This window comes from Thalassospira sp. MCCC 1A02898 (assembly GCF_001618185.1).
In the GTDB taxonomy this organism is placed as follows: domain Bacteria; phylum Pseudomonadota; class Alphaproteobacteria; order Rhodospirillales; family Thalassospiraceae; genus Thalassospira; species Thalassospira tepidiphila.
This window is the reverse complement of record NZ_LPXK01000012.1, coordinates 319,066-337,534: the sequence shown is the minus strand read 5'-3', so window position 1 is coordinate 337,534 and position 18,469 is coordinate 319,066. Positions and strand designations below refer to the sequence as shown.

Below are 18,469 nucleotides of genomic sequence, written 5' to 3'. Positions count from 1 at the left end.
CGGACCTGCTTATACGTGGAAAACGTGACCTTGTCAGTGCCAGTGGCGCAAATACCTACTCGGCGGCGATGCCTCTGGAACTCGGGGGTTTTAGGTCCCCGCGTTTGCCAGCGGTTTTGGATTGTTCAATCTGTTGTTCGCTTGCAACCTGATTGCGGCCGTTTTCCTTGGCGAAATAAAGCGCCCTGTCGGCCCGTTCGATCAATTTGGCGGCCGGTTCGCCGGGCCGGAATTCAGCCACCCCGATTGACGCCGTCGCCTTGCTGATGATCGTCTTGCCGCTTTTGGTCACGACCTTGTGGCTTTCGATATATTGACGCAGCTTGTTGCCAAACAATACGGCATTGCCAAGCGACGTGCTTGGCAGGATGATTGCAAATTCCTCCCCGCCATAGCGGGCGGCAGTATCCTGGCCTTTGATATTGCGTTTCAGCGATTCTGCCATCAACCGGATCACCTGGTCACCGACCTGATGGCCATAGGTGTCGTTGAACTTTTTGAAGTGATCAATATCAAGTAGCAGAAGGCAAAGCGGTTGACCATCTTCCATGGCATGCATCATGCCATCGCGCAGTTGCATATCGAACGCCTTGCGATTGGCAATGCCGGTCAGCCCGTCGGTCATGGCTTCGCGTTTCAGGTTTTCCATATCTTCGCGCAGACGGTTTATTTCCGACGAACTGTTCGTCAACCGGCTTTCAAGGCTGCGATTGACGCCTTCCATCTCGCGGGTGGCGCCCAGAAGGGTATGAAGTGCCTGTTCAAGATTGCTGAGGTTGCGGTTCTTGTCCCCGACATAGGAGCAGAAATGATCAAGCGCCTTTTTGTATTTCCGTGTGTCGACGCCGACCTTGTTCACGGTATCAAGGATGCTGCCCAACTGCGCGCGCAAGTCGTTTGAAATGCGTTCGATGATTTCGTTTTCGCGCTTGTCGCTGAAGAAACGGGTATGGAGCTCTTCGCACTGTGCTTCATCAAATTCGCGATGATTACTGCGCAGAATGTTGATCGTGCGGCAAAGATCGAAGTTCGTCTGCGCGACATAGGTGAAAAACAGTTGGAAATTGTCCGGGTGCGAAACCACACCCAACTCTGCCATCAGTTTGTGGGCAGCGTTGCTGTGCTGTTGAGCTGTTCTGTGATTAAACCCGTACGCGCTCATCAATTGCCTGCAGTAGAATTATGTCGCCATAAGTTTCGGCAACATCCTATGCAAACGCATATGCGAAAGGTTTGATTTAAATCATCGAACCTCCCGTAATCCGGGCGATTTTTGATTTCACATGATAAAATAGGTCAATTGTGAAGGGGGGGGGGCGCTTATGCGCTTTCTGCGCGATTGATCGGCTGGGTCAGAAGATCATTCTGGTTCATCACACAGTTTCGACCATTTGCCTTGGCAAGATAAAGCGCCTGGTCGGCACGATCTATCACGCGGGTCAGGGGTTCACCAAGTTGATACGTCGCAACCCCGACAGATGCCGTGATCCGGCCCAGATCTTCGTTGCGATTGAAACTTCTGAGATGAAGCGCCTCGATTGATGCGCGAATGTTTTCCGCAACCCGCATGGCGTCCGTAAGCGTCGTGGCCGGAAGGACGACGGCAAACTCCTCACCGCCATAGCGCGCGGTGGTGTCGCGTCCTTTGACATTCTGCTGCAGGGTCTTGGCCAATGTCCTGATGACTTGGTCGCCAGCTTGATGACCATGTTTGTCGTTGACCCGTTTGAAATGATCGATGTCGATCAATAGGATGCTCAGGGGCTCACCCCGTTCCATCGTTGTCATTGCCGCGTCGCGGAGGCTTTCGTCAAAGGCCTTGCGATTGGCAATCCCGGTAAGCCCGTCTGTGTGGGCTTCGCGTTTCATTTCCTCAAGATCAAGAAGCAACTGGGTGACTTCGACCGGTGCCGGATCGGCATCGTTCACGCCTTTTGCGCCTTGTTGTGCGTTGGCCCGGTTTTCCATCCCCAAAAGATCGTGGGCAGCATCCCTGAGTTCGGCAGTGCTAATGACGTCCTTGCCTTTTGCCAGTCGATCAATCAGATCGGAAACCTGCCGGTGCAGCTCGTGGGACATGGTTTCACGCAGAAGCTCTGCCCGACTGGGCTCAATAAACCGCTGATAAAGTTCGTGGCATTTGACATCATCCAACGCACGCTTGTTGCCGCGCAGAATATCAATCAGCGCAACAAGGTCATCGTTTGATTTTTCGACATAGGCAAAGAACACAGCATAATTGATCGGGTTTGCACTCAAACCCAATTCATTGATCAATTCCAGCGCTTCGCGCGACAGCGCGTATGACCGCTGCCGGTATTGTTCTTGCTGAGGCATTCCTGGGAACCTGAAGGAGTGATATCGTCGGATGTAAAGGCACTTCTTTAAGTCTGGGCTGCGCATTTCGCACACGCAGTATATCAGCTTTCCCACATGCGCGTACAGAGCGCAGCGGTTGTAGTTTTATTGGTTTGTTCACGTCTGCGCCCTAGGGTCCAAACTCATTCAAATGACCGACCCGGCAATTGATATGAGAGAAATGGCAAGGAAAAGCCCGCAGATCGGGGTGCCCCCCGGTCAAGGGATTTGACGCAGAGGCTTTCTCTCATATCAAGTGTCCTTTGGATCACCCGGATTTGCACGGGCCACTTTGTCGCAAGCCCTTGAAAGATACATATCTTCCTGCGGTTTTGCTTCGCGTATCCGCACAAATCCGGGTGACCGGGACGATTATTTGAATGAGTGTGGACCCTAGTCTGCCTTTGTCAGGAAACGGCTTCGATCCGGAAAAGAAAAACGGGATAAAAAGATGCAGAAACTATCGGCTTTGATGGCTGCTGTTGTGGTGGCGTTGGGTTTTGTTTTGTCAGGTGACGTTGCAAACGCCCAGACCAGTGGTTCAACAGACCAGACGACGGTCAATGGTCAGGTCACCGACAGTACGACCGATGTTCCGTCGATCGATTACCGTCCCCTGTCGGCCGAGGAACGGTCCAACATGCCGCCTCTGATGGAACGCTATGTGCTTGATGAGTTGAAAAACCTGCGTACGGAAATGCAGGGCATGCGTGCCGAATTGCTGCGCGAGGTCGTTAACCGGCAGCTTGAGGCCATCGACAAGGCGATTTCCTATTCATCGAACACCGTGACCTACTTCTTCTATTTCGTGGCGGCCGTCGGTGCACTTTTGACCATGCTGGGATGGCAGTCTCTGCGCGAATTGAAATCAAGCGTGCGCAATCTGGCCAATACTGAACTGCAACGTTTGTCGCAGGAATTCGAAGGGCGGCTCACCTCGCTTGAAAACGAATTGCTGTTGAAATCCAAGCTGATCAACGAACATCAGCACGAGATCGAACGCACCCAGACCATTCATGCCCTGTGGCTGCAAGCCAACCAGCTCAGCAATCCGCGGGCAAAGATCGAAACCTATGACAAGATCCTCGAACTTGCACCGGGTGATCCGGAAGTCATGGCCTATAAGGCGGACGCTGCCTTGCAGCTCGGGGATCGTGACTGGGCACTTAGCCTGTGCAATCGGCTATTGGCCGAGGCCCCCGAAAACGCCAATGGTTATTATCAGCGTGCCTGTGCCAATGCCGGCCTTGGTTTCAAGGAAGCCGCCCTTGCTGACCTGCAACGTGCTGTTGAATTGTCCGATACCATGCGCCAGCCCGCCTGGGTCGAGGAAGAATTCGAACCGCTGCGTGACATGCCGGAATTCACCCAGATTCTCGGCAAAAAGGAAGACCTGCCGCCAGCTGAGTAACTTGGGAAATTCAAGTCACATACGAAAAAGCCCTGCAGGATTGCTGCAGGGCTTTTTGATATCCGGGTATATGCAGTCGCTTAGCTGCTTGGCAGTTCGTTCCACAACGGGTGGATCGGTGCGACGTCTTCTTCGATCTTGGTAAAGCGCGCATCGCAATCAAAGAAGTAGTTATCGGTCAGATCGTCATTGACCTGCGACACTTCGCCGACGATCACCGGACCTTTGCCCTCTTCGCCATAGAAGCGGTGGATCAGCGTACGCGGCAGCGTGACACTTTGACCCGGTTCCAGAACAACCTTGCCACCCGCGGGCAGGACGTTGAGTTTGCCGTCGGTGCGGACACGGACCTCGTTTTCGCGATCCATCTGGCCATCTTCGGTCAGGTTGCACAGTTCGATCACAAGATTGCCGCCACCACGCACGATGATGTCTTCCATTTTGACCTTGTGGTAGTGCCACGGGCATTCCTGGTTTTCGCCAACGATCATGATCTTCTCGGCATAGGGCACTTCACCCGGCTGGCGCAGGATACCGTTGCGCAGGCAAAACAGGATCAGGCCGCGCTTTTCAAAATTGCCTTCGCCGTAATCGGTGACATCCCAGCCCATCTGATGGTTGCGGCACCATTTTGCCAGATCAGGTTCGGCTTCCCATTGCGCCGGGCTGTAATGCGCCCATTCCGGCAGTTTGAATGCGATGGATGCATAAAGTTCCTTGGCATGCTCGATACAGGCATTGATTTCAGAACGCAGCATGGTTGACCTCTTGTGGCATTTGGCATGATTGATTGGGCCGGGTTTTACCACGCCCGAATGGTGAATGCGATAGTTTTTGAATGCATTCAAAACATTTCGATTTCAGAGTGCGGGTCTTGGCGGTTTCCATCAAAAGCTGCCCCGCAATCGCCGTTTTTCAGCGCAATACAGTGAAAATCATACAGTGTGATATCATGTTTGCGATATCGCGCGAAACCGGACAGGGGAACTGCATCATGTCGCAATCATCGGGATTTGCCAAAGTTGTCGCGGCAATCGTTGTCGCTGGCGGACTTGCCGCATCGGGCTGGTTGGTTGGGACTGGCATCGAAAACATGCGTGCCCTTGATCGCTATGTCACGGTCAAGGGATTGGCCGAACGCGATGTAAAGGCCGACAAGGCCGTCTGGCCGATTACCTATGTTGCGACCGATGATGTGCTGCAAAATGCACAAGCCAAGATTGATGCAGACACAAACACCTTGTTTGAATTTCTTGCCAGCCACGGCATCGGTCGCGAAGCGACAGAGCTGCAAAACTTGCAGGTAACCGATCAACTTGCCCAGTCCTATCGGTCGGGGCCGATTGAAAGCCGCTATATCGTCAATCAGACCATTCAGGTCCGCACCGATGATGTTGACGCGGTGGTTGCCGCATCCCAGGATATCGGCAAATTGTTGCAGGGTGGTGTTGTTCTGAGCGGGCAGGGTTATAACCCGGGGCCGAGTTATCTGTTCACCGGTCTTAACGATATCAAACCGGAAATGATCGCGGCTGCCACCGCCAACGCCCGCGAAGCAGCCCAGCAATTTGCCGCGGATTCCGGTGGTGAGCTGGGCGGTATACGCCGCGCGACACAGGGCCTGTTTCAGATACTGGCCGCCGATGGCGCCCCCAACATGATGGAAGCCAACCAGATCAACAAGACCGTGCGCGTGGTCACCACGATGGAATATCTCATCCGCGATTAGGGGCTGAACTAAGTTGACAGCCTCGTCAAAGCTGGTTTTATGCGCGCCATGGCGCAACTGATCCTGTTTAACAAACCCTATGGCGTTTTGACCCAGTTCACCGACCGTGAAAACGGTCGGGCGACCTTGGCTGACTATATCGATCTGCCCGGCGTTTATGCCGCCGGCAGGCTTGATCGCGACAGCGAGGGTTTGTTGCTTCTGACCGATAATGGGCCGCTGAACGCCCAGATCGCCCATCCGAAATTCAAGAAACCCAAAACATATCTGGTGCAGGTCGATGGCGAACCAACTGACGCCGCACTTGATGCCCTGCGCCGCGGGGTAGAGCTTAAAGACGGCATGACCTTGCCAGCCAAGGCCCGACGGATTGATGAACCGGCCGGGCTTTGGGAACGTGATCCGCCGGTGCGCTATCGCAAGGCGATCCCGACAAGCTGGATTGAACTGACGATCACAGAGGGCAAGAACCGTCAGGTACGCCGTATGACCGCCGCCGTCGGTTTTCCGACCTTGCGCCTGATCCGATATGCCATCGGGGACTGGACGCTCGATGGTCTCGCACCCGGCGAATGGAAGGTGATTGAGGTCGACGCGCCCCCTGCCACCCATCGAAGGCTATCCCCCGGATCGGCCAAACCGCCGCGCCGTAATCAGTTGCCCGATGTTACCAACGCGCCCAATACCGACGACAAAGCCAATATTGCGCGTGAAGGCGCAAAGGCGGGCAAAGGTCAACGCAAGGGCGGGTATAAACCTGCACGCCACCGTTCGCGCCCGAAGAAAGGATAGCCGCCATGCTAAGTTACCTGCACGGCTTTCATGCCGGGAATTTTGCTGACATGCACAAACATGCTGCCCTTTGGCTGATCCTTGAACATTTGCGCAAAAAGAAAAAGCCGTTCTGTGTGATTGATACCCATGCCGGATCGGGCTGGTATGACCTTGGCAGTGAACAGGCCGCCAAAACCGGCGAGTGGAAAGACGGCTATGCGTGCGCCAAGAACGGTGCCAATGCACCCGAAATGCTGCAGCAATTCTTAAACTATGTCGCCGCGTTTGATCCGGTCGCGAAGGGCCGTGATTATGGCGTGCGCGAAGGCGATGATTACCAAGGTCCGTTTTACCCGGGATCACCGTTTATCATCCGCGATATGCTGCGCGACGAAGATGAACTGGTCCTGATGGAACTTCATCCGCGTGAACATGAAATGCTTCATCACCGGGTCAAGCGTGATGCACGCATTCATCTGCACAAACGCGATGGCTATGAGGGTGTTGTTGCGATGATGCCGCCCGCCATTCGCCGCGGACTGGTTCTGATGGATCCAAGCTATGATGTGAAGCAGGATTATCAAAAGGCCGCCAAGGCAATCCGCGAAGCCTGGGAAAAATGGCCGACGGCGACTTTCATGCTGTGGTACCCGATCCTGTTGGACGGGTTTGATGCCGACCTTCGCAAATCGTTTGCTGCGATCAAGGCATCGGGTGGCGTTTTAAGTGCCGAACTTGCCACCGACCAGGGTGGGGCCAAGGGCCGCATGCGCGGTACGGGCCTTCTGGTCATCAATCCGCCGTGGCAGTTTGATCAGCAACTTGGCGATATCGGTGACTGGCTTGCGAAAACCTGCAAACTGCCGGGGCCGGCAAACCATCAGATGCGCTGGCTGGTGCCCGCCGCATAGACCCGCTGCAAAGAAAAGAGGCCCCGAAGGCGTGATGCCAGCGGGGCCTCGATGCGTTGGGACGCATTGGTAACAGGTATCAGATGCCAAAGAACGGCTGCAGCAATTTCGGCAGCAGACGGTTGAACTTCATCGGTGCATCGGTTGCGATCAAACAGATGCATTCCTCGGCAGTGTCGGCAATCGGTTGGTGATCGACATCATCATCAAGGTCTGCCACATCACCGGCCCGGAACCGGCCGATCTCGTCGATATAAGATCCTTTGATCAGCAGGGTCATTTCATGACCATGGTGCCCGTGATCGGGGATCGAAACACCCGGCGCGATCTTCATCAGGCGCACGGTGCCCTTGCTTTCGATGGATTTCAGCTGGAAATGCTTCACACCCGGTGCAAGCGATTTCCAGGGAATATCATCAAGCGACATCACATCGTCGGGCAGCAAATCGGCAAGCGGCCTTGGCAGGGCGCTCATGGCACTGCCTGTAATGCTTTCACCGACCGCAACACGACGCAATGACGGCAATTCTTGCGCAACGATGTTTTCGTTCGCTGTTTCACGTTCAAGCATCGCCATGACGTGATCAAGCGAATGATCCGCCATCGACATGCTGTTCGTGGTTTCAAGCGCAGCACCGCCCATGGTTTCGTACCCACTGACCTTGTCACGGCAGTGCGGGCACACGGTCATGTGGGTTGCAACCAGAAGCTCCATCGCTTGCGACAGGGAACCACTGGCATATTCCATCAATGTCTGATCGGTTGGATGATGCTTAATGTTCATGCGACACCTTCCAGTCCGCCACGCAACTTGCCAAGCGCAAGCCGCAAACGGGACTTCACAGTTCCCAGCGGGATATCAAGACGCTCGGCAATTTCACTGTGTGAGCAATCTTCGAAAAACGACAATTCTACAACTACCTTTTGGTCGGCGGGTAATTCTTCCATCGCGGCTTTGACAAGGACGGCCTCCTGGTCACGATTGACTACGTCATCTGCCAGCGGATCTTCGTCGACAATCAAAGTCGGGTCGGAATCATCTACCTCGATATGTTTGCGTTGCCGGAACCGGTCAATCCGAAGGTTCCTGGCGATGGTAAAAATCCACGTACTGGCGGCTGCCTTCGCAGGGTCAAACAGGTGAGCTTTGCGCCAAACCTGCATCATTGCTTCCTGTGCCATTTCCTCGGCGGTCTCGGGATTACCGCCAAACCGGAACATGTAAGCTTTCACGCGCGGGGCGAAATGCGCAAACAATCGCGCAAATGCTTCCCGATCGCGTGTCGCTGCGACGGAAACAATCCAATCGGCACATCTTTTCGCTTCGACCGGATCGGCTGGCCCGGTGCGTCGTGGTGTGGTGCCGCTCATTTTTGTTTCAGGTCCCTGTTGGGGCCGCGCCAGAATTGTGTTCATCATGCAATTCCTACGTCGGCCACGTTCATTCGGATCAAATAAAAATGTATGTTTCCTACCAGACACTTACAATCAGTTCAGGCAAACAAATCCAAAATAATCCGAGTGATCCGCGAATTACAGATCCGCGTACTCATATAAATAATGTCACACAGTAACAGCAAGCGGGCCGCGCCGATATGAACATTGTCACCCCGGGAAAACTCAATATCGCCGTTGTCGGGTCTGGGATATCTGGCTTGTCCGCTGCCTGGCTGCTGAGCCAGTCACACAACGTGACGCTTTATGAAAAGGATGATCGCGCAGGCGGTCATTCCAATACGGTTGATGCCGGGCAAACCCCGGTCGATACCGGTTTCATTGTCTATAACACCCGATGCTACCCCAACCTGTGTGCCCTGTTTGATCATCTGGGCGTTGAAACAACCCCGACAGACATGTCCTTTGCGGCTTCAATGGATGAGGGCGGTCTGGAATACGGTGGTGGTGATCTTTCGGCCCTGTTTGCCCAGAAACGCAACCTGTTCCGTCCGCGCTTCTGGAAAATGGTGCGCGATATCCTGCGCTTCTATCGCGAAGCCCCGGCGGCCCTTGAAGATGGCACGGCTGAGCATATCAGCCTTGGCGATTACCTGCGCGACAATGGTTATTCCAAACCCTTTATCAATGACCATCTGCTGCCGATGGGGGCGGCCATCTGGTCGACGCCGGTTGATACCATGATGGCCTATCCACTGGCGGCATTCGTGCGGTTCTGTCAGAACCACGGGCTTCTGCAGATCAAGGACCGTCCTCAATGGCGCACCGTGGTTGGCGGATCACGTGAATATGTGAAACGCATGACGGCACAGATTTCCGGCGGTGTGGTTCTTGATCGCGCCATTGCCAAGGTCGGCAAGACCGCATCTGGTGGCGCGTTTGTCGAGGACCGCTATGGCAAGCGTGAAGAATATGATCATGTCGTTCTGGCCTGCCATGGTGATCAGGCACTGGCATTGCAGGAAACACCTGACCCGCGTACTGCAGAACTGCTTTCGGCGTTCAAATACGAGCGCAATCTGGCGATCCTGCACAATGACGCCAGCCTGATGCCAAAGACCGAAAAGGTCTGGTCAAGCTGGAACTATCTGGCCGAAGATCATGACGGCGAACAGAAAGTCTGCGTAACCTACTGGATGAACCGCCTGCAGCATCTTGATCCGGGGCAGCCGCTTTTCGTGACCCTGAACCCGCCACGCCATCCGGCAGAGGGCAGTGTCATCAGATCCTTCCTTTATGATCATCCGCTGTTTGATGCGGGCGCAATGGCAGCACAAAAGGAACTCTGGTCGATCCAGGGTGTCGATAACATCTGGTACTGCGGCAGTTACTTTGGCTATGGCTTCCACGAAGATGGCATTCAATCGGGTCTTGCGGTTGCCGAGGCCCTTGGCAATGTGCGACGCCCGTGGAATGTCGAAAATGAAAGCGGCCGTATTCATGTTGGCGAAACAGCCCGTTCGCAATCAAGCGAGGCTGCATGACACGTCCTGTTGCGACAAAACCGGCATCGGCCCTGTTTGAAGGGGTGGTCACGCATCATCGTTTGCGTCCGAAAAAGCACAAACTGCGCTATCGGGTGTTTTCCTTCCTGCTTGATCTCGACGAGATTGATGGCCTTGCTGCCAAGCTGAAACTGTTCAGTCGCAATCGCTTTAACCTGTTTTCATTCCATGACCGCGATCACGCCGACGGGGGTGCCACCGATTTGCGCACCCGGTTGGAGGCAATTCTGAGTGAGCATGGGCTTGGTGATTGCGCGGACAAGATCCGGCTTTTGTGCTATCCGCGCTTGCTGGGTTTTGTGTTCAATCCGCTCTCGGTTTATTTCTGCCATCGTGCTGACGGATCGGTGGGTGCTGTTCTGTACGAGGTATCAAACACCTTCGGGGATCGGCACAGTTACCTGATCCCGGTAAGCGAAGGCGCACTTGATGACAAGAACGTGCTGCGCCAGTCCTGTGCGAAGGGTTTTTACGTCTCACCCTTTATCGACATGGTCGCGGACTATCATTTCCGCATTCGTATGCCCGATGAAAATGTCGCGGTTGCCATTCGCGAAACCGACGCAAAAGGTCTGTTTTTGAATGCTGCCTTTGTCGGTGATCGAACCGAACTTTCCGACCGTAAACTTTTAGGAGCGTTCATTCGATACCCGCTGATGACCCTGAAGGTCGTGGCAGGTATCCACTGGGAGGCGCTCCATCTTTGGCGCAAGGGTATGACATTCCATAAACGACCAGCACCGCCAGAGCAGCCTGTAACCTATGTGCTGGAAGCCGGGACAGCAGCGGCCCAATCAGGGAAGAGATAAAAACAATGCCAAACCGCAATCGTAATGCATCCGTTTCCGCCTTTTCACTGCGTGACCGCATTCTGCCGATGCTGGGCAGCATGACCGGCAGCCGCAGCCTTCTAAAGGCGATGCTCAAGCGCGTTCTGGCGCATCTACATTACGGTCGTTTGACCATTGTTTTGCCCGATAACGACACCCTGCATTTTTCCGGCGAACATGAAACCAATCTGCGCGCGGCGATCCATATCCATGACTGGCAGGCGATCCGCAAACTGGCCACTGGCGGGGATGTTGCCTTTGCCGAGGCCTATATGGATGGCAGTTGGAGCAGCCCGGATCTGACGCATCTGATGCACTTTGCCATGCACAATGAAACGATCGTGCGGGCCCGTCTGGCCGCAGGATTTCTGGCGCGCACGGTGGCGCGGATCGGACATCTGCGTAACGCCAATACGCTTGAGGGATCAAAGCGCAACATCGCCTATCACTATGACCTCGGCAATGATTTCTATGGCGCCTGGCTTGATCCCAGCATGACCTATTCATCGGGCCTGTATAGCTCGCCCGAGATGACCCTGGATGCGGCGCAATTTGCAAAATACGAACGTATTTGCGAACTTGCCGACCTGAAATCAGGCGAAGATGTGCTGGAAGTCGGCTGCGGCTGGGGTGGCTTTGCCGAACTTGCCGCTGGCAAGTATCGTTGCAATGTCACCGGTCTGACCCTGTCCAATGAACAGCACGCCTTTGCACGCGAACGCCTTTTGATGCAGGGACTTAGCGACCGTACCGAAATCGTTCTGCGCGATTACCGCCATGAAGAAGGCCAGTACGACAAAATCGTCTCGATCGAAATGTTCGAGGCCGTGGGTGAAGAACACTGGCCAACCTATTTCGAGATGATCCGCAAACGCCTGAAACCGGGCGGCAAGGCGGTGTTGCAAATCATCACGATTGATGATGACCGGTTTGAAACCTATCGCCGCGGGGCGGATTTCATTCAACGCTACATTTTCCCGGGCGGCATGTTGCCATCGCCAACCGCGCTGTCAGCAGCGGTCAATGCCGCCGGGCTTGAGCTGCGTCATTCGGAATTTTTCGGCAAATCCTATGCCCGCACACTCTCCGAATGGCAGCGCAGCTTCCAGCATGCCTGGGATGGCATTGCCAAGCAGGGATTTGATCTGCGTTTCAAACGCATGTGGGAATACTACCTTGCCTACTGCGAAACCGGATTTGATCAGGGCTCCATCGATGTCGGGCTGTTCGTGATCGAACATCGCGAAAATGCGACAGGCTGAATACCCCACCCGTATTTCGGTTCTCTATGCGCTTCCGGCGATGGCAGCAGCCGTGCCGACCATCCCGGCCTATGTGTTGTTGCCTAGCTATTATGGCGATGACCTTGGCCTTGGGTTGGCGATCACAGGTGTTGTTCTGTTGCTTGTCCGCATGATCGATATGCTGACCGACCCAGTGGTTGGTTGGCTTTCCGACAAGACCGGCAATCGCAAAATCTGGACCGGTGCCGGGGCGGTGATTGCCGGTATCGGGCTTTGGTATTTGTTCAGCCCGCCATCCCAACCGAGCGCGTTATATCTCCTTATCTGGGCAAGTGTGCTGTTTCTGGGCTGGACGATGTTTCAGGTGCCCTATCTTGCCTGGGGGGCGGATCTTTCGGGCGATTACAAAAAACGCACAACGCTTACCGCCCTTCGTGAAGGGGCGGGCTTGATCGGGATTGTACTGGCCGGGGCCATTCCGGTGCTGATCAATGCGCCCGATCGCGCAGCCGAGATTCAAACCCTTGCCACCGTGACACTGACACTGGGGGCTGTGTTTGTTGCCCTTCTGGTCTGGAAGGTGCCCGATCCGGTTGCGCAACATAAACGCACAAGCCGAGCCAGCTTTGGCAGAGGAAGCCTTTGGGCCACTTTGCGCTTGGGCGCCCGAAGCCTGCGTGACAATGGTCTTTTCATGCGCCTGATTGCGGCGTGGATGATCAATGGTCTGGCGGCTGGATTTCCGGCCGTGTGTTTTCCATTGTTTGTGCGCTATTACCTCGAACTTGATCAGGACAGCGAAAATATCCTGATCCTGCTTTATTTTGCCGCGGCGATCATTGCCATTCCGCTTTGGGTTGTGATGGCCGGCCGCGTTGGCAAGCACCGCGTCTGGTGTTTTGCCATGGTGATGGCGATTGTCGCCTTCGCCTTTGTGCCGATCCTTGATGCCGGTGATTTCGCTGCCTTTGCGGTCATATGTCTTGTTACCGGGGCGGCACTGGGCGCGGATCTGGCTTTGCCACCCGCCATTCAGGCCGATGTCGATGACTGGGATCGTTACCGGTTTGGCGTGCGACGCACAGGCCTTTTATTTGCCCTTTGGAACATGACCAACAAGCTTGCCATGGCGCTTGCCGCCGGGATTGCCTTCCCGATTTTGGGGGCATTTGGCCTGACCGACGGAGGAGACGAAAAAACTGGCGCATTGGTTGTGCTGGTTTTGATCTATGCGGTGATCCCCATCGTATTGAAGGGAGGAGCAATCGGGATGATGTGGCGCTTTCCGTTGGACAGCACGCATCAGGTTGCCATTCGTCGGCGCCTTTCACGCCGCAATGATTGATCTTGGGATTGTCAGGACAGGAGAAAATCGATGCTGCGGAACTTCATGGCGCTGTGTGTTTTGGTACTATTAGCCGGATGTGGGTCGATGAAACCGCAGGATTTTGCGCAAAAAGAACCCCGCTTCGACGTGTTTGACTATTTCGAAGGCGACAGCCGGGCTTGGGGAATTTTCGAAGATCGTTTCGGAACCCTGCGTCGTCAGTTCACCGTCGAAATAACGGGAACCGTTGAAGATGGTGTTCTGACACTTGAAGAAGACTTTATCTATGACGACGGCGAAACAGACCGCCGTGTCTGGAAAATCAGCAAAACCGACGAACACAGCTATGAAGGGCTTGCTGACGATATCGTTGGCAAGGCGATTGGCAGTCAGTACGGCAACGCGCTGAACTGGTCTTATGACATGGATCTTAAGGTCGGTGATGGTGCCTGGCGTGTGACGTTCGACGACTGGATGTTCCTGCAACCCGATGGGGTTCTGGTCAACCGGGCACGGGTCAAGAAATGGGGCTTTGAGATCGGCGAAGTAACGCTGTTTTTCACAAAGACCCAACGCGTCGCGCAAGCCGCTGAATAAACCAGCGCAGTACGGGGATTTTGGCATAGAAGTTCTGGCCAGAATCCCAGTGGTCAAAGTGTGATGCCAGGCGCGTGCCATCGTCGTTAAACGTCACCTCTGACATGCCGGTAAATTCCCAGTTGCCGATCACCTTTACCCGCGCACTAAAGCGCCAGCGTAAAAATCCGCGATCCCGATCGATCGCACGATGGGTGACGACAAAACGCGGATGATCCGCATCGGTAAACGCCTTGGCCAGATAGGCACAAACATCGTCAGGACCCCTGACGGTCGTGAACGGGTCGCAAAAGACGAAATCGTCTGTGACCAGTTCCTTTAACTGATCAACAGTCTCAAGCGACAGTTTCTCGTAATAGTCTGCGTAAGTCGCCAGCAACTGGCGCTTGGCGTCGGTGATGTCGTTCATGATCAGAGCAGCTTACGCATCAGTTTGAAGAAAATTGGATACGGCAGAATTTGGGTCAGCTTCAATTGCCGCACAAATGGGGGCGGGAAGGCAATCTCGAATTTGTCACTGCCACAAAGCCCGCGATAGATGTAATCGGCGGCCTGTTCTGGTTCGAGCAGATAGGGCATTTCAAAATCGTTCTTGTCGGTCAGCCGCGTTTTAACAAAACCCGGATTGATCACGCGCAACAAAACGCCGCTGCCGCTTAGTTCGGTATGCAGCGATTCACACAGATTGATCAGGGCAGCCTTTGTCGGGCCATAGGCCGCGGCATTGGGCAGGCCGCGATATCCTGCCACCGATGCCATGACGGCAATCTCGCCTGATTTGCGCGCCCGCATCTTGTTCAAAAGCGGCTCCAGGCAATTGACGATGCCCATGTAATTGGTATCGACGTGACTGCGGATGGTGGCGGCCGAAAACGCACTCAGTTTCATCGGTGAATAGATACCAGCTGCCAAAACAACCAGGTCAGGCAGGCCAAACTGCTTTTCAACCTTGGCAATCGCACCATTTACCGCATTTGTATCGGTAATATCGACCGGTACAGGGGTTAAACCCGGCATTTCTGCCGCAAGTTCATCGAGTTTGTCGGAATTTCGGGCCGAAATGATGATTTTTTGCGCGGGCGATGTCGGGTTTTCATGGAGTTTGCGTGCCAATGCGGCACCAATCCCTGAAGACGCCCCGATAATCCAGATGGTCTGGAAGTGCTTTTTCATTCCTCATCCTTTTGCGCGGTTTGTGTCGCGCAATTCATGCAACGATATGTGATCTGCGATCCGTCGCGTGCCTCGAAGGCAAGACCGACCCACCGGCCGTCGGCATCATACCATGCGGTGGTTTCAAGTTCGCCGTCATAGGTGAAACGGGTGGCGCGCAACGTGCCGTTGGTCGTTTGCAGTGTTTCCGGCTCGTTCGCGCTGATATCGACCGCGTTTGATTTACCGGTGATGGTATTAAGGACCGCTTTGCTGCCCAAGACACCGCAATGCCAGTGATCGGTCGGGAAAATCCCGCTTGGCAACGCCTGATCCCCTTCCGGGCCACTGACAACGAGTGTACCCTGCGCATCAGGTTTGGCGACAACCTCTGTCATGTCACCATCATCATCTACCCGTACTGAAAGGGCGGCTAGGCGGTCATCCTGCCACAGGCTTTCGGATCGATAGTCAAAGCTATAGGCATTAAACCCCAAAAAGCTGATATCGATATTGCTTTGGGCAACGACCTGCAGGCCATCACGTCCCTGATTGAACTGCACAACATGCCTCCCAACCGGGGAATCATTACGCCGGATCTGAAAGCGAAGCTCATTGCCATACCGCTGGATCGCATCAAATTCGCGGCACGTCTCCGGGCCATCGAACGCCTCGGAAAGGCGCGCTTGCTCAACGGGTGTGGTTTTAGGCTGCGTTGATGATTGCGGGTCGGCCGCAAAGGCATTGGAAGACAGCGCGATACCGCCCGCAAAGGCGCAGGCGCGAAACAGCGATTTGACCGGATATGCCATGGACGTCTTCATGATTGGTACCAAAGCCAAGTTGAAAAACTAATACTCCCTTCTTGTTACGCAATGGCGTGATCTGCGGATCAAACGTCATGATCATTGCCCGCAAAGGTCTGATGGGGTAAGCAGGGGCTCACGGGCCAAGACCCGAAATGAAAGGCCACGCCATGCCCCATCCGATTGCAGACGACCTGATCGCGCATGTTCTGCACCGCGATTCCAACATCATTGTTCTGAACAAGCCGCCCGGGCTGGCCTCGCATGGTGGGCCAAAAACCTATTTTCATGTTGATGCCTATCTGCCGGATCTGAAATTTGGCATTCAGCCTGAACCGACACTTGCACACCGTCTGGACCGGGACACCGCCGGCTGTTTGTTGCTGTGCCGTCATCCGAAATCGTCAAAAAAGATCACCCGCCTGTTCACCGAAAAGAAAATCGGCAAGTCCTATTGGGCGGTGGTCCGCGGTGCGATGGAAGAGGATCACGGTTTCATTGATGCGCCGATTGGCAAGATCAATGATGAAAGCGGCTGGACCATGCTGGTGCATGAAGATGGTCAGCCGTCAAAAACCGAATATACCGTGCTGGGCCGTGGCAAGGATGCGGACGGCAAGGACATCACCTGGCTTGAACTGATCCCGCATACCGGGCGTACCCATCAGTTGCGTGTGCATCTTGATCATGTCGGGCACCCGGTGATCGGTGATCCGTTTTATGGCCGTGGCGATGAACCGCCGGTCTTTGGTGCGCCGCCGACTCTGATGCTGCTTTCGCGCCAGATCATCGTTCCGTTCCATGCCGACCGAGATCCGGTAATTGTTGACGCCCCGCCACCAGAACTGATGCGCGCAGGGCTCGAAGCATGCGGTTACGTCGGCGAGTACGCCGCGCATGCAAGCTCAATTGATGCTCAATATACCGGCGATGACAGCGACGCTGAAGGCGGAGAGTAACGTCTCCAGCGTGATGATCGATGCCATTGCCTCCGGGTCGCCATTGAGTTGGCGTGCAAGGATATAGGCATTGCCCGCACACGGCATGCCGGCATAAAGAACCCCCATCGCCAGAACCATGCCATCGACACCGGCAAGATACAGGCAGACGCCGGTGATAACCGGCAAAACCGCAAGCTTGATGGTGGTAGCCAGGGCAATCGCACCCACGGCCTTTTTATCCATCACAAAGCGCAAACCCGCCCCGACCGAAAGCAGGCTAAGCGGCAGGGCAGCTGTCTTGAACAGGGCGGCGGTATTTTCAATTGGCAACGGAACGTGAATATTACTCACATTCAGGATGGCGCCGGCACCAGCGGCAATAATGATCGGGTTTTTCAGAACGCCTGCGATAATCCGTTTAAGGTTGCTTTTGCCACTGCTAAAGGCGCTGAGAACCACAACGCCCAGCATGTTGGTGGCAATCACCATCACCGCAACAAAGATGATGGCAAGCGCCAATCCCTCCGCCCCGTAAAGCGCATCGGCGACCGCCAACAGGACATAACTGTTATAACGTACCGAGCCCTGAAAGATGGATGTGAAAAGCGGCGTGTCACGCGTGATCAGCGGACGCAGCAAAAGCAGGGCCGCAGAAAGCCCCAGTGTCGCAGCAAGCGTGACACCGACGGCGGTGCCCGCATGGCCGCTGGAAAAATCGGCGCGATAAATCTCGACGATCAGAAGCGATGGCAGCAACAGATAATAGGTCAGCCGATCAATCCCGGCCCAGATATCGGCCGTTTTGATCAGGAAATGCTTTAAGGCCGCACCAACCAGAATGGCGGCAAAGATCGGAAAGATCGCGGCGATAACATCATAGGCGAGCTGCATGGCGGGTGGGGCGCTCCGGCGCAGAAAACGTCTTGTTGGGCCGTTTGGGGTGGTGGCTAGACCTTGCGGTTGCTGTAATCGGCAAAGACCTGTTCGGGGGAATGGTCGCGATATTGTTCGCAGATTTCCTCGAACTTCGGATTGCTGATCAAAAGGTCCGCCGTGCTTTGATTGCAGGCAATCGGCACTTCATACATGTTGGCCAGCCGGATCAGGGCACGGACATCAACATCGTGGGGCTGGGGTGTCATCGGGTCGGTGAAGAAGAACATGGCTTGCAATTCGCCGTGCGCAATCATCGAACCCAATTGCTGATCGCCGCCAAACGGGCCGCTTTTAAGCGGATGTACATCAAGTTCGGTAAACCGTTCCTGCAATACGCGTCCGGTGTTGCCGGTGGCAAAGATGCGCATATTGGCGAATACATCCTTGTGTTTTTCCAGCCAGTCAGCCATTTCGCGTTTGCGACGGTCGTGGGCAACAACGCCAACAGACAGCACCATTTTCGTTCTCCGGGCCAGTAAACAGGTTTTGTCAT

At 54.7% G+C, this 18,469-nt stretch carries 20 protein-coding genes; 10 read left to right on the top strand and 10 right to left on the bottom strand.

Translation table 11 applies throughout. The annotated features are described in order from the left end of the window. Positions 1–55 precede the first annotated feature (55 nt). Together AUQ41_RS15985 and AUQ41_RS15980 are read right to left on the bottom strand one after the other, a co-directional pair. Complete coding sequence (locus AUQ41_RS15985) at positions 56–1,162, bottom strand: GGDEF domain-containing protein (protein WP_232308416.1); 1,107 nt, start codon at positions 1,160–1,162, stop codon at positions 56–58. 158 nt (positions 1,163–1,320) lie between these two features. Further along, positions 1,321–2,337: a GGDEF domain-containing protein gene (locus AUQ41_RS15980; RefSeq protein WP_063089260.1), complete on the bottom strand. Its 1,017-nt coding sequence runs from the start codon at positions 2,335–2,337 to the stop codon at positions 1,321–1,323. A gap of 472 nt (positions 2,338–2,809) precedes the next feature. On the opposite strand from AUQ41_RS15980, the gene AUQ41_RS15975 reads away from it, so the two are divergent. Then, entirely contained in the window at positions 2,810–3,769 is a 960-nt protein-coding gene (locus AUQ41_RS15975) for a hypothetical protein (RefSeq protein WP_008889718.1), read from the top strand. 80 nt (positions 3,770–3,849) lie between these two features. Here AUQ41_RS15975 and AUQ41_RS15970 read toward each other — a convergent pair whose 3' ends face one another. Beyond that, positions 3,850–4,527 (bottom strand): D-lyxose/D-mannose family sugar isomerase, encoded by a 678-nt coding sequence (locus AUQ41_RS15970; RefSeq protein ID WP_063089259.1) that lies wholly within the window; start codon positions 4,525–4,527, stop codon positions 3,850–3,852. A 236-nt stretch (positions 4,528–4,763) separates the two neighbouring features. Here AUQ41_RS15970 and AUQ41_RS15965 point away from each other — a divergent pair, with 236 nt between their 5' ends. Genes AUQ41_RS15965 through AUQ41_RS15955 form a run of 3 tightly spaced genes read left to right on the top strand, consistent with a single transcriptional unit; the run spans position 4,764 to position 7,183 of the window. After that, positions 4,764–5,498 (top strand): SIMPL domain-containing protein, encoded by a 735-nt coding sequence (locus tag AUQ41_RS15965; RefSeq protein WP_063089370.1) that lies wholly within the window; start codon positions 4,764–4,766, stop codon positions 5,496–5,498. Between the two features lie 48 nt (positions 5,499–5,546). Beyond that, entirely contained in the window at positions 5,547–6,290 is a 744-nt protein-coding gene (locus AUQ41_RS15960; protein WP_083952873.1) for an rRNA large subunit pseudouridine synthase E, read from the top strand. Positions 6,291–6,295: 5 nt separating this feature from the next. Next, on the top strand, positions 6,296–7,183 hold the full coding sequence (locus tag AUQ41_RS15955; RefSeq protein ID WP_063089257.1) for a 23S rRNA (adenine(2030)-N(6))-methyltransferase RlmJ: 888 nt from the start codon (positions 6,296–6,298) through the stop codon (positions 7,181–7,183). Positions 7,184–7,262: 79 nt separating this feature from the next. Here AUQ41_RS15955 and AUQ41_RS15950 read toward each other — a convergent pair whose 3' ends face one another. Then, complete coding sequence (locus AUQ41_RS15950) at positions 7,263–7,967, bottom strand: ChrR family anti-sigma-E factor (protein ID WP_063089256.1); 705 nt, start codon at positions 7,965–7,967, stop codon at positions 7,263–7,265. After that, the gene (locus AUQ41_RS15945) at positions 7,964–8,554 is read right to left on the bottom strand and encodes a sigma-70 family RNA polymerase sigma factor (protein ID WP_063089255.1); all 591 of its coding nucleotides are present in this window, start codon (positions 8,552–8,554) and stop codon (positions 7,964–7,966) included. The genes AUQ41_RS15950 and AUQ41_RS15945 overlap by 4 nt, the downstream gene beginning before the upstream one ends. Positions 8,555–8,778: 224 nt before the next feature. Between AUQ41_RS15945 and AUQ41_RS15940 the strand changes: the two genes are divergently transcribed. From AUQ41_RS15940 to AUQ41_RS15920, 5 genes are all read left to right on the top strand, one after another. Then, complete coding sequence (locus tag AUQ41_RS15940) at positions 8,779–10,122, top strand: NAD(P)/FAD-dependent oxidoreductase (RefSeq protein ID WP_063089254.1); 1,344 nt, start codon at positions 8,779–8,781, stop codon at positions 10,120–10,122. Beyond that, complete coding sequence (locus AUQ41_RS15935; RefSeq protein ID WP_063089253.1) at positions 10,119–10,952, top strand: DUF1365 domain-containing protein; 834 nt, start codon at positions 10,119–10,121, stop codon at positions 10,950–10,952. Before AUQ41_RS15940 ends, AUQ41_RS15935 begins: the two co-directional genes overlap by 4 nt. A 5-nt stretch (positions 10,953–10,957) precedes the next feature. Next, positions 10,958–12,235, top strand: coding sequence for a cyclopropane-fatty-acyl-phospholipid synthase family protein (locus tag AUQ41_RS15930; protein WP_063089252.1), 1,278 nt, complete (start codon positions 10,958–10,960; stop codon positions 12,233–12,235). Then, on the top strand, positions 12,222–13,562 hold the full coding sequence (locus AUQ41_RS15925; RefSeq protein ID WP_063089251.1) for an MFS transporter: 1,341 nt from the start codon (positions 12,222–12,224) through the stop codon (positions 13,560–13,562). Before AUQ41_RS15930 ends, AUQ41_RS15925 begins: the two co-directional genes overlap by 14 nt. 87 nt (positions 13,563–13,649) lie before the next feature. Further along, positions 13,650–14,141: a DUF3833 domain-containing protein gene (locus AUQ41_RS15920; RefSeq protein ID WP_008889729.1), complete on the top strand. Its 492-nt coding sequence runs from the start codon at positions 13,650–13,652 to the stop codon at positions 14,139–14,141. On the opposite strand, the gene AUQ41_RS15915 is transcribed toward AUQ41_RS15920, so the two are convergent. Genes AUQ41_RS15915 through AUQ41_RS15905 form a run of 3 tightly spaced genes read right to left on the bottom strand, consistent with a single transcriptional unit; the run spans position 14,104 to position 16,117 of the window. Next, positions 14,104–14,550: a nuclear transport factor 2 family protein gene (locus AUQ41_RS15915; protein WP_063089250.1), complete on the bottom strand. Its 447-nt coding sequence runs from the start codon at positions 14,548–14,550 to the stop codon at positions 14,104–14,106. The two genes, AUQ41_RS15920 and AUQ41_RS15915, sit on opposite strands and share 38 nt — an antisense overlap. A 2-nt stretch (positions 14,551–14,552) precedes the next feature. Further along, positions 14,553–15,314 carry an SDR family oxidoreductase gene (locus AUQ41_RS15910; protein WP_063089249.1) on the bottom strand — a complete coding sequence of 254 codons (762 nt, stop codon included), beginning with the start codon at positions 15,312–15,314 and terminating at the stop codon, positions 14,553–14,555. Continuing rightward, positions 15,311–16,117 (bottom strand): DUF6134 family protein, encoded by an 807-nt coding sequence (locus tag AUQ41_RS15905; RefSeq protein WP_232308415.1) that lies wholly within the window; start codon positions 16,115–16,117, stop codon positions 15,311–15,313. Before AUQ41_RS15905 ends, AUQ41_RS15910 begins: the two co-directional genes overlap by 4 nt. Before the next feature lie 137 nt (positions 16,118–16,254). On the opposite strand from AUQ41_RS15905, the gene AUQ41_RS15900 reads away from it, so the two are divergent. After that, positions 16,255–17,058, top strand: coding sequence for an RluA family pseudouridine synthase (locus AUQ41_RS15900; RefSeq protein ID WP_063089247.1), 804 nt, complete (start codon positions 16,255–16,257; stop codon positions 17,056–17,058). Here AUQ41_RS15900 and AUQ41_RS15895 read toward each other — a convergent pair. Both AUQ41_RS15895 and AUQ41_RS15890 read right to left on the bottom strand, forming a co-directional pair. After that, positions 17,005–17,931, bottom strand: a complete 927-nt coding sequence (locus AUQ41_RS15895; protein WP_063089246.1) for an AEC family transporter — start codon at positions 17,929–17,931, stop codon at positions 17,005–17,007. The genes AUQ41_RS15900 and AUQ41_RS15895 overlap by 54 nt on opposite strands. Before the next feature lie 56 nt (positions 17,932–17,987). Beyond that, positions 17,988–18,434, bottom strand: coding sequence for a methylglyoxal synthase (locus AUQ41_RS15890; RefSeq protein WP_063089245.1), 447 nt, complete (start codon positions 18,432–18,434; stop codon positions 17,988–17,990). Positions 18,435–18,469 lie beyond the last annotated feature (35 nt).

What these genes read in the sequence shown, in the direction of transcription:
- AUQ41_RS15890 (WP_063089245.1), bottom strand. Translation starts at nt 18,434, where the DNA reads ATGGTGCTGTCTGTTGGCGTTGTTGCCCACGACCGTCGCAAACGCGAA.
- AUQ41_RS15930 (WP_063089252.1), top strand. Translation starts at nt 10,958, where the DNA reads ATGCCAAACCGCAATCGTAATGCATCCGTTTCCGCCTTTTCACTGCGT.
- AUQ41_RS15915 (WP_063089250.1), bottom strand. Translation starts at nt 14,550, where the DNA reads ATGAACGACATCACCGACGCCAAGCGCCAGTTGCTGGCGACTTACGCA.
- AUQ41_RS15920 (WP_008889729.1), top strand. Translation starts at nt 13,650, where the DNA reads ATGAAACCGCAGGATTTTGCGCAAAAAGAACCCCGCTTCGACGTGTTT.
- AUQ41_RS15950 (WP_063089256.1), bottom strand. Translation starts at nt 7,967, where the DNA reads ATGAACATTAAGCATCATCCAACCGATCAGACATTGATGGAATATGCC.
- AUQ41_RS15970 (WP_063089259.1), bottom strand. Translation starts at nt 4,527, where the DNA reads ATGCTGCGTTCTGAAATCAATGCCTGTATCGAGCATGCCAAGGAACTT.
- AUQ41_RS15895 (WP_063089246.1), bottom strand. Translation starts at nt 17,931, where the DNA reads ATGCAGCTCGCCTATGATGTTATCGCCGCGATCTTTCCGATCTTTGCC.
- AUQ41_RS15960 (WP_083952873.1), top strand. Translation starts at nt 5,547, where the DNA reads ATGGCGCAACTGATCCTGTTTAACAAACCCTATGGCGTTTTGACCCAG.
- AUQ41_RS15935 (WP_063089253.1), top strand. Translation starts at nt 10,119, where the DNA reads ATGACACGTCCTGTTGCGACAAAACCGGCATCGGCCCTGTTTGAAGGG.
- AUQ41_RS15965 (WP_063089370.1), top strand. Translation starts at nt 4,764, where the DNA reads ATGTCGCAATCATCGGGATTTGCCAAAGTTGTCGCGGCAATCGTTGTC.
- AUQ41_RS15905 (WP_232308415.1), bottom strand. Translation starts at nt 16,117, where the DNA reads ATGAAGACGTCCATGGCATATCCGGTCAAATCGCTGTTTCGCGCCTGC.
- AUQ41_RS15985 (WP_232308416.1), bottom strand. Translation starts at nt 1,162, where the DNA reads ATGAGCGCGTACGGGTTTAATCACAGAACAGCTCAACAGCACAGCAAC.
- AUQ41_RS15940 (WP_063089254.1), top strand. Translation starts at nt 8,779, where the DNA reads ATGAACATTGTCACCCCGGGAAAACTCAATATCGCCGTTGTCGGGTCT.
- AUQ41_RS15975 (WP_008889718.1), top strand. Translation starts at nt 2,810, where the DNA reads ATGCAGAAACTATCGGCTTTGATGGCTGCTGTTGTGGTGGCGTTGGGT.
- AUQ41_RS15955 (WP_063089257.1), top strand. Translation starts at nt 6,296, where the DNA reads ATGCTAAGTTACCTGCACGGCTTTCATGCCGGGAATTTTGCTGACATG.
- AUQ41_RS15925 (WP_063089251.1), top strand. Translation starts at nt 12,222, where the DNA reads ATGCGACAGGCTGAATACCCCACCCGTATTTCGGTTCTCTATGCGCTT.
- AUQ41_RS15980 (WP_063089260.1), bottom strand. Translation starts at nt 2,337, where the DNA reads ATGCCTCAGCAAGAACAATACCGGCAGCGGTCATACGCGCTGTCGCGC.
- AUQ41_RS15945 (WP_063089255.1), bottom strand. Translation starts at nt 8,554, where the DNA reads ATGAGCGGCACCACACCACGACGCACCGGGCCAGCCGATCCGGTCGAA.
- AUQ41_RS15900 (WP_063089247.1), top strand. Translation starts at nt 16,255, where the DNA reads ATGAAAGGCCACGCCATGCCCCATCCGATTGCAGACGACCTGATCGCG.
- AUQ41_RS15910 (WP_063089249.1), bottom strand. Translation starts at nt 15,314, where the DNA reads ATGAAAAAGCACTTCCAGACCATCTGGATTATCGGGGCGTCTTCAGGG.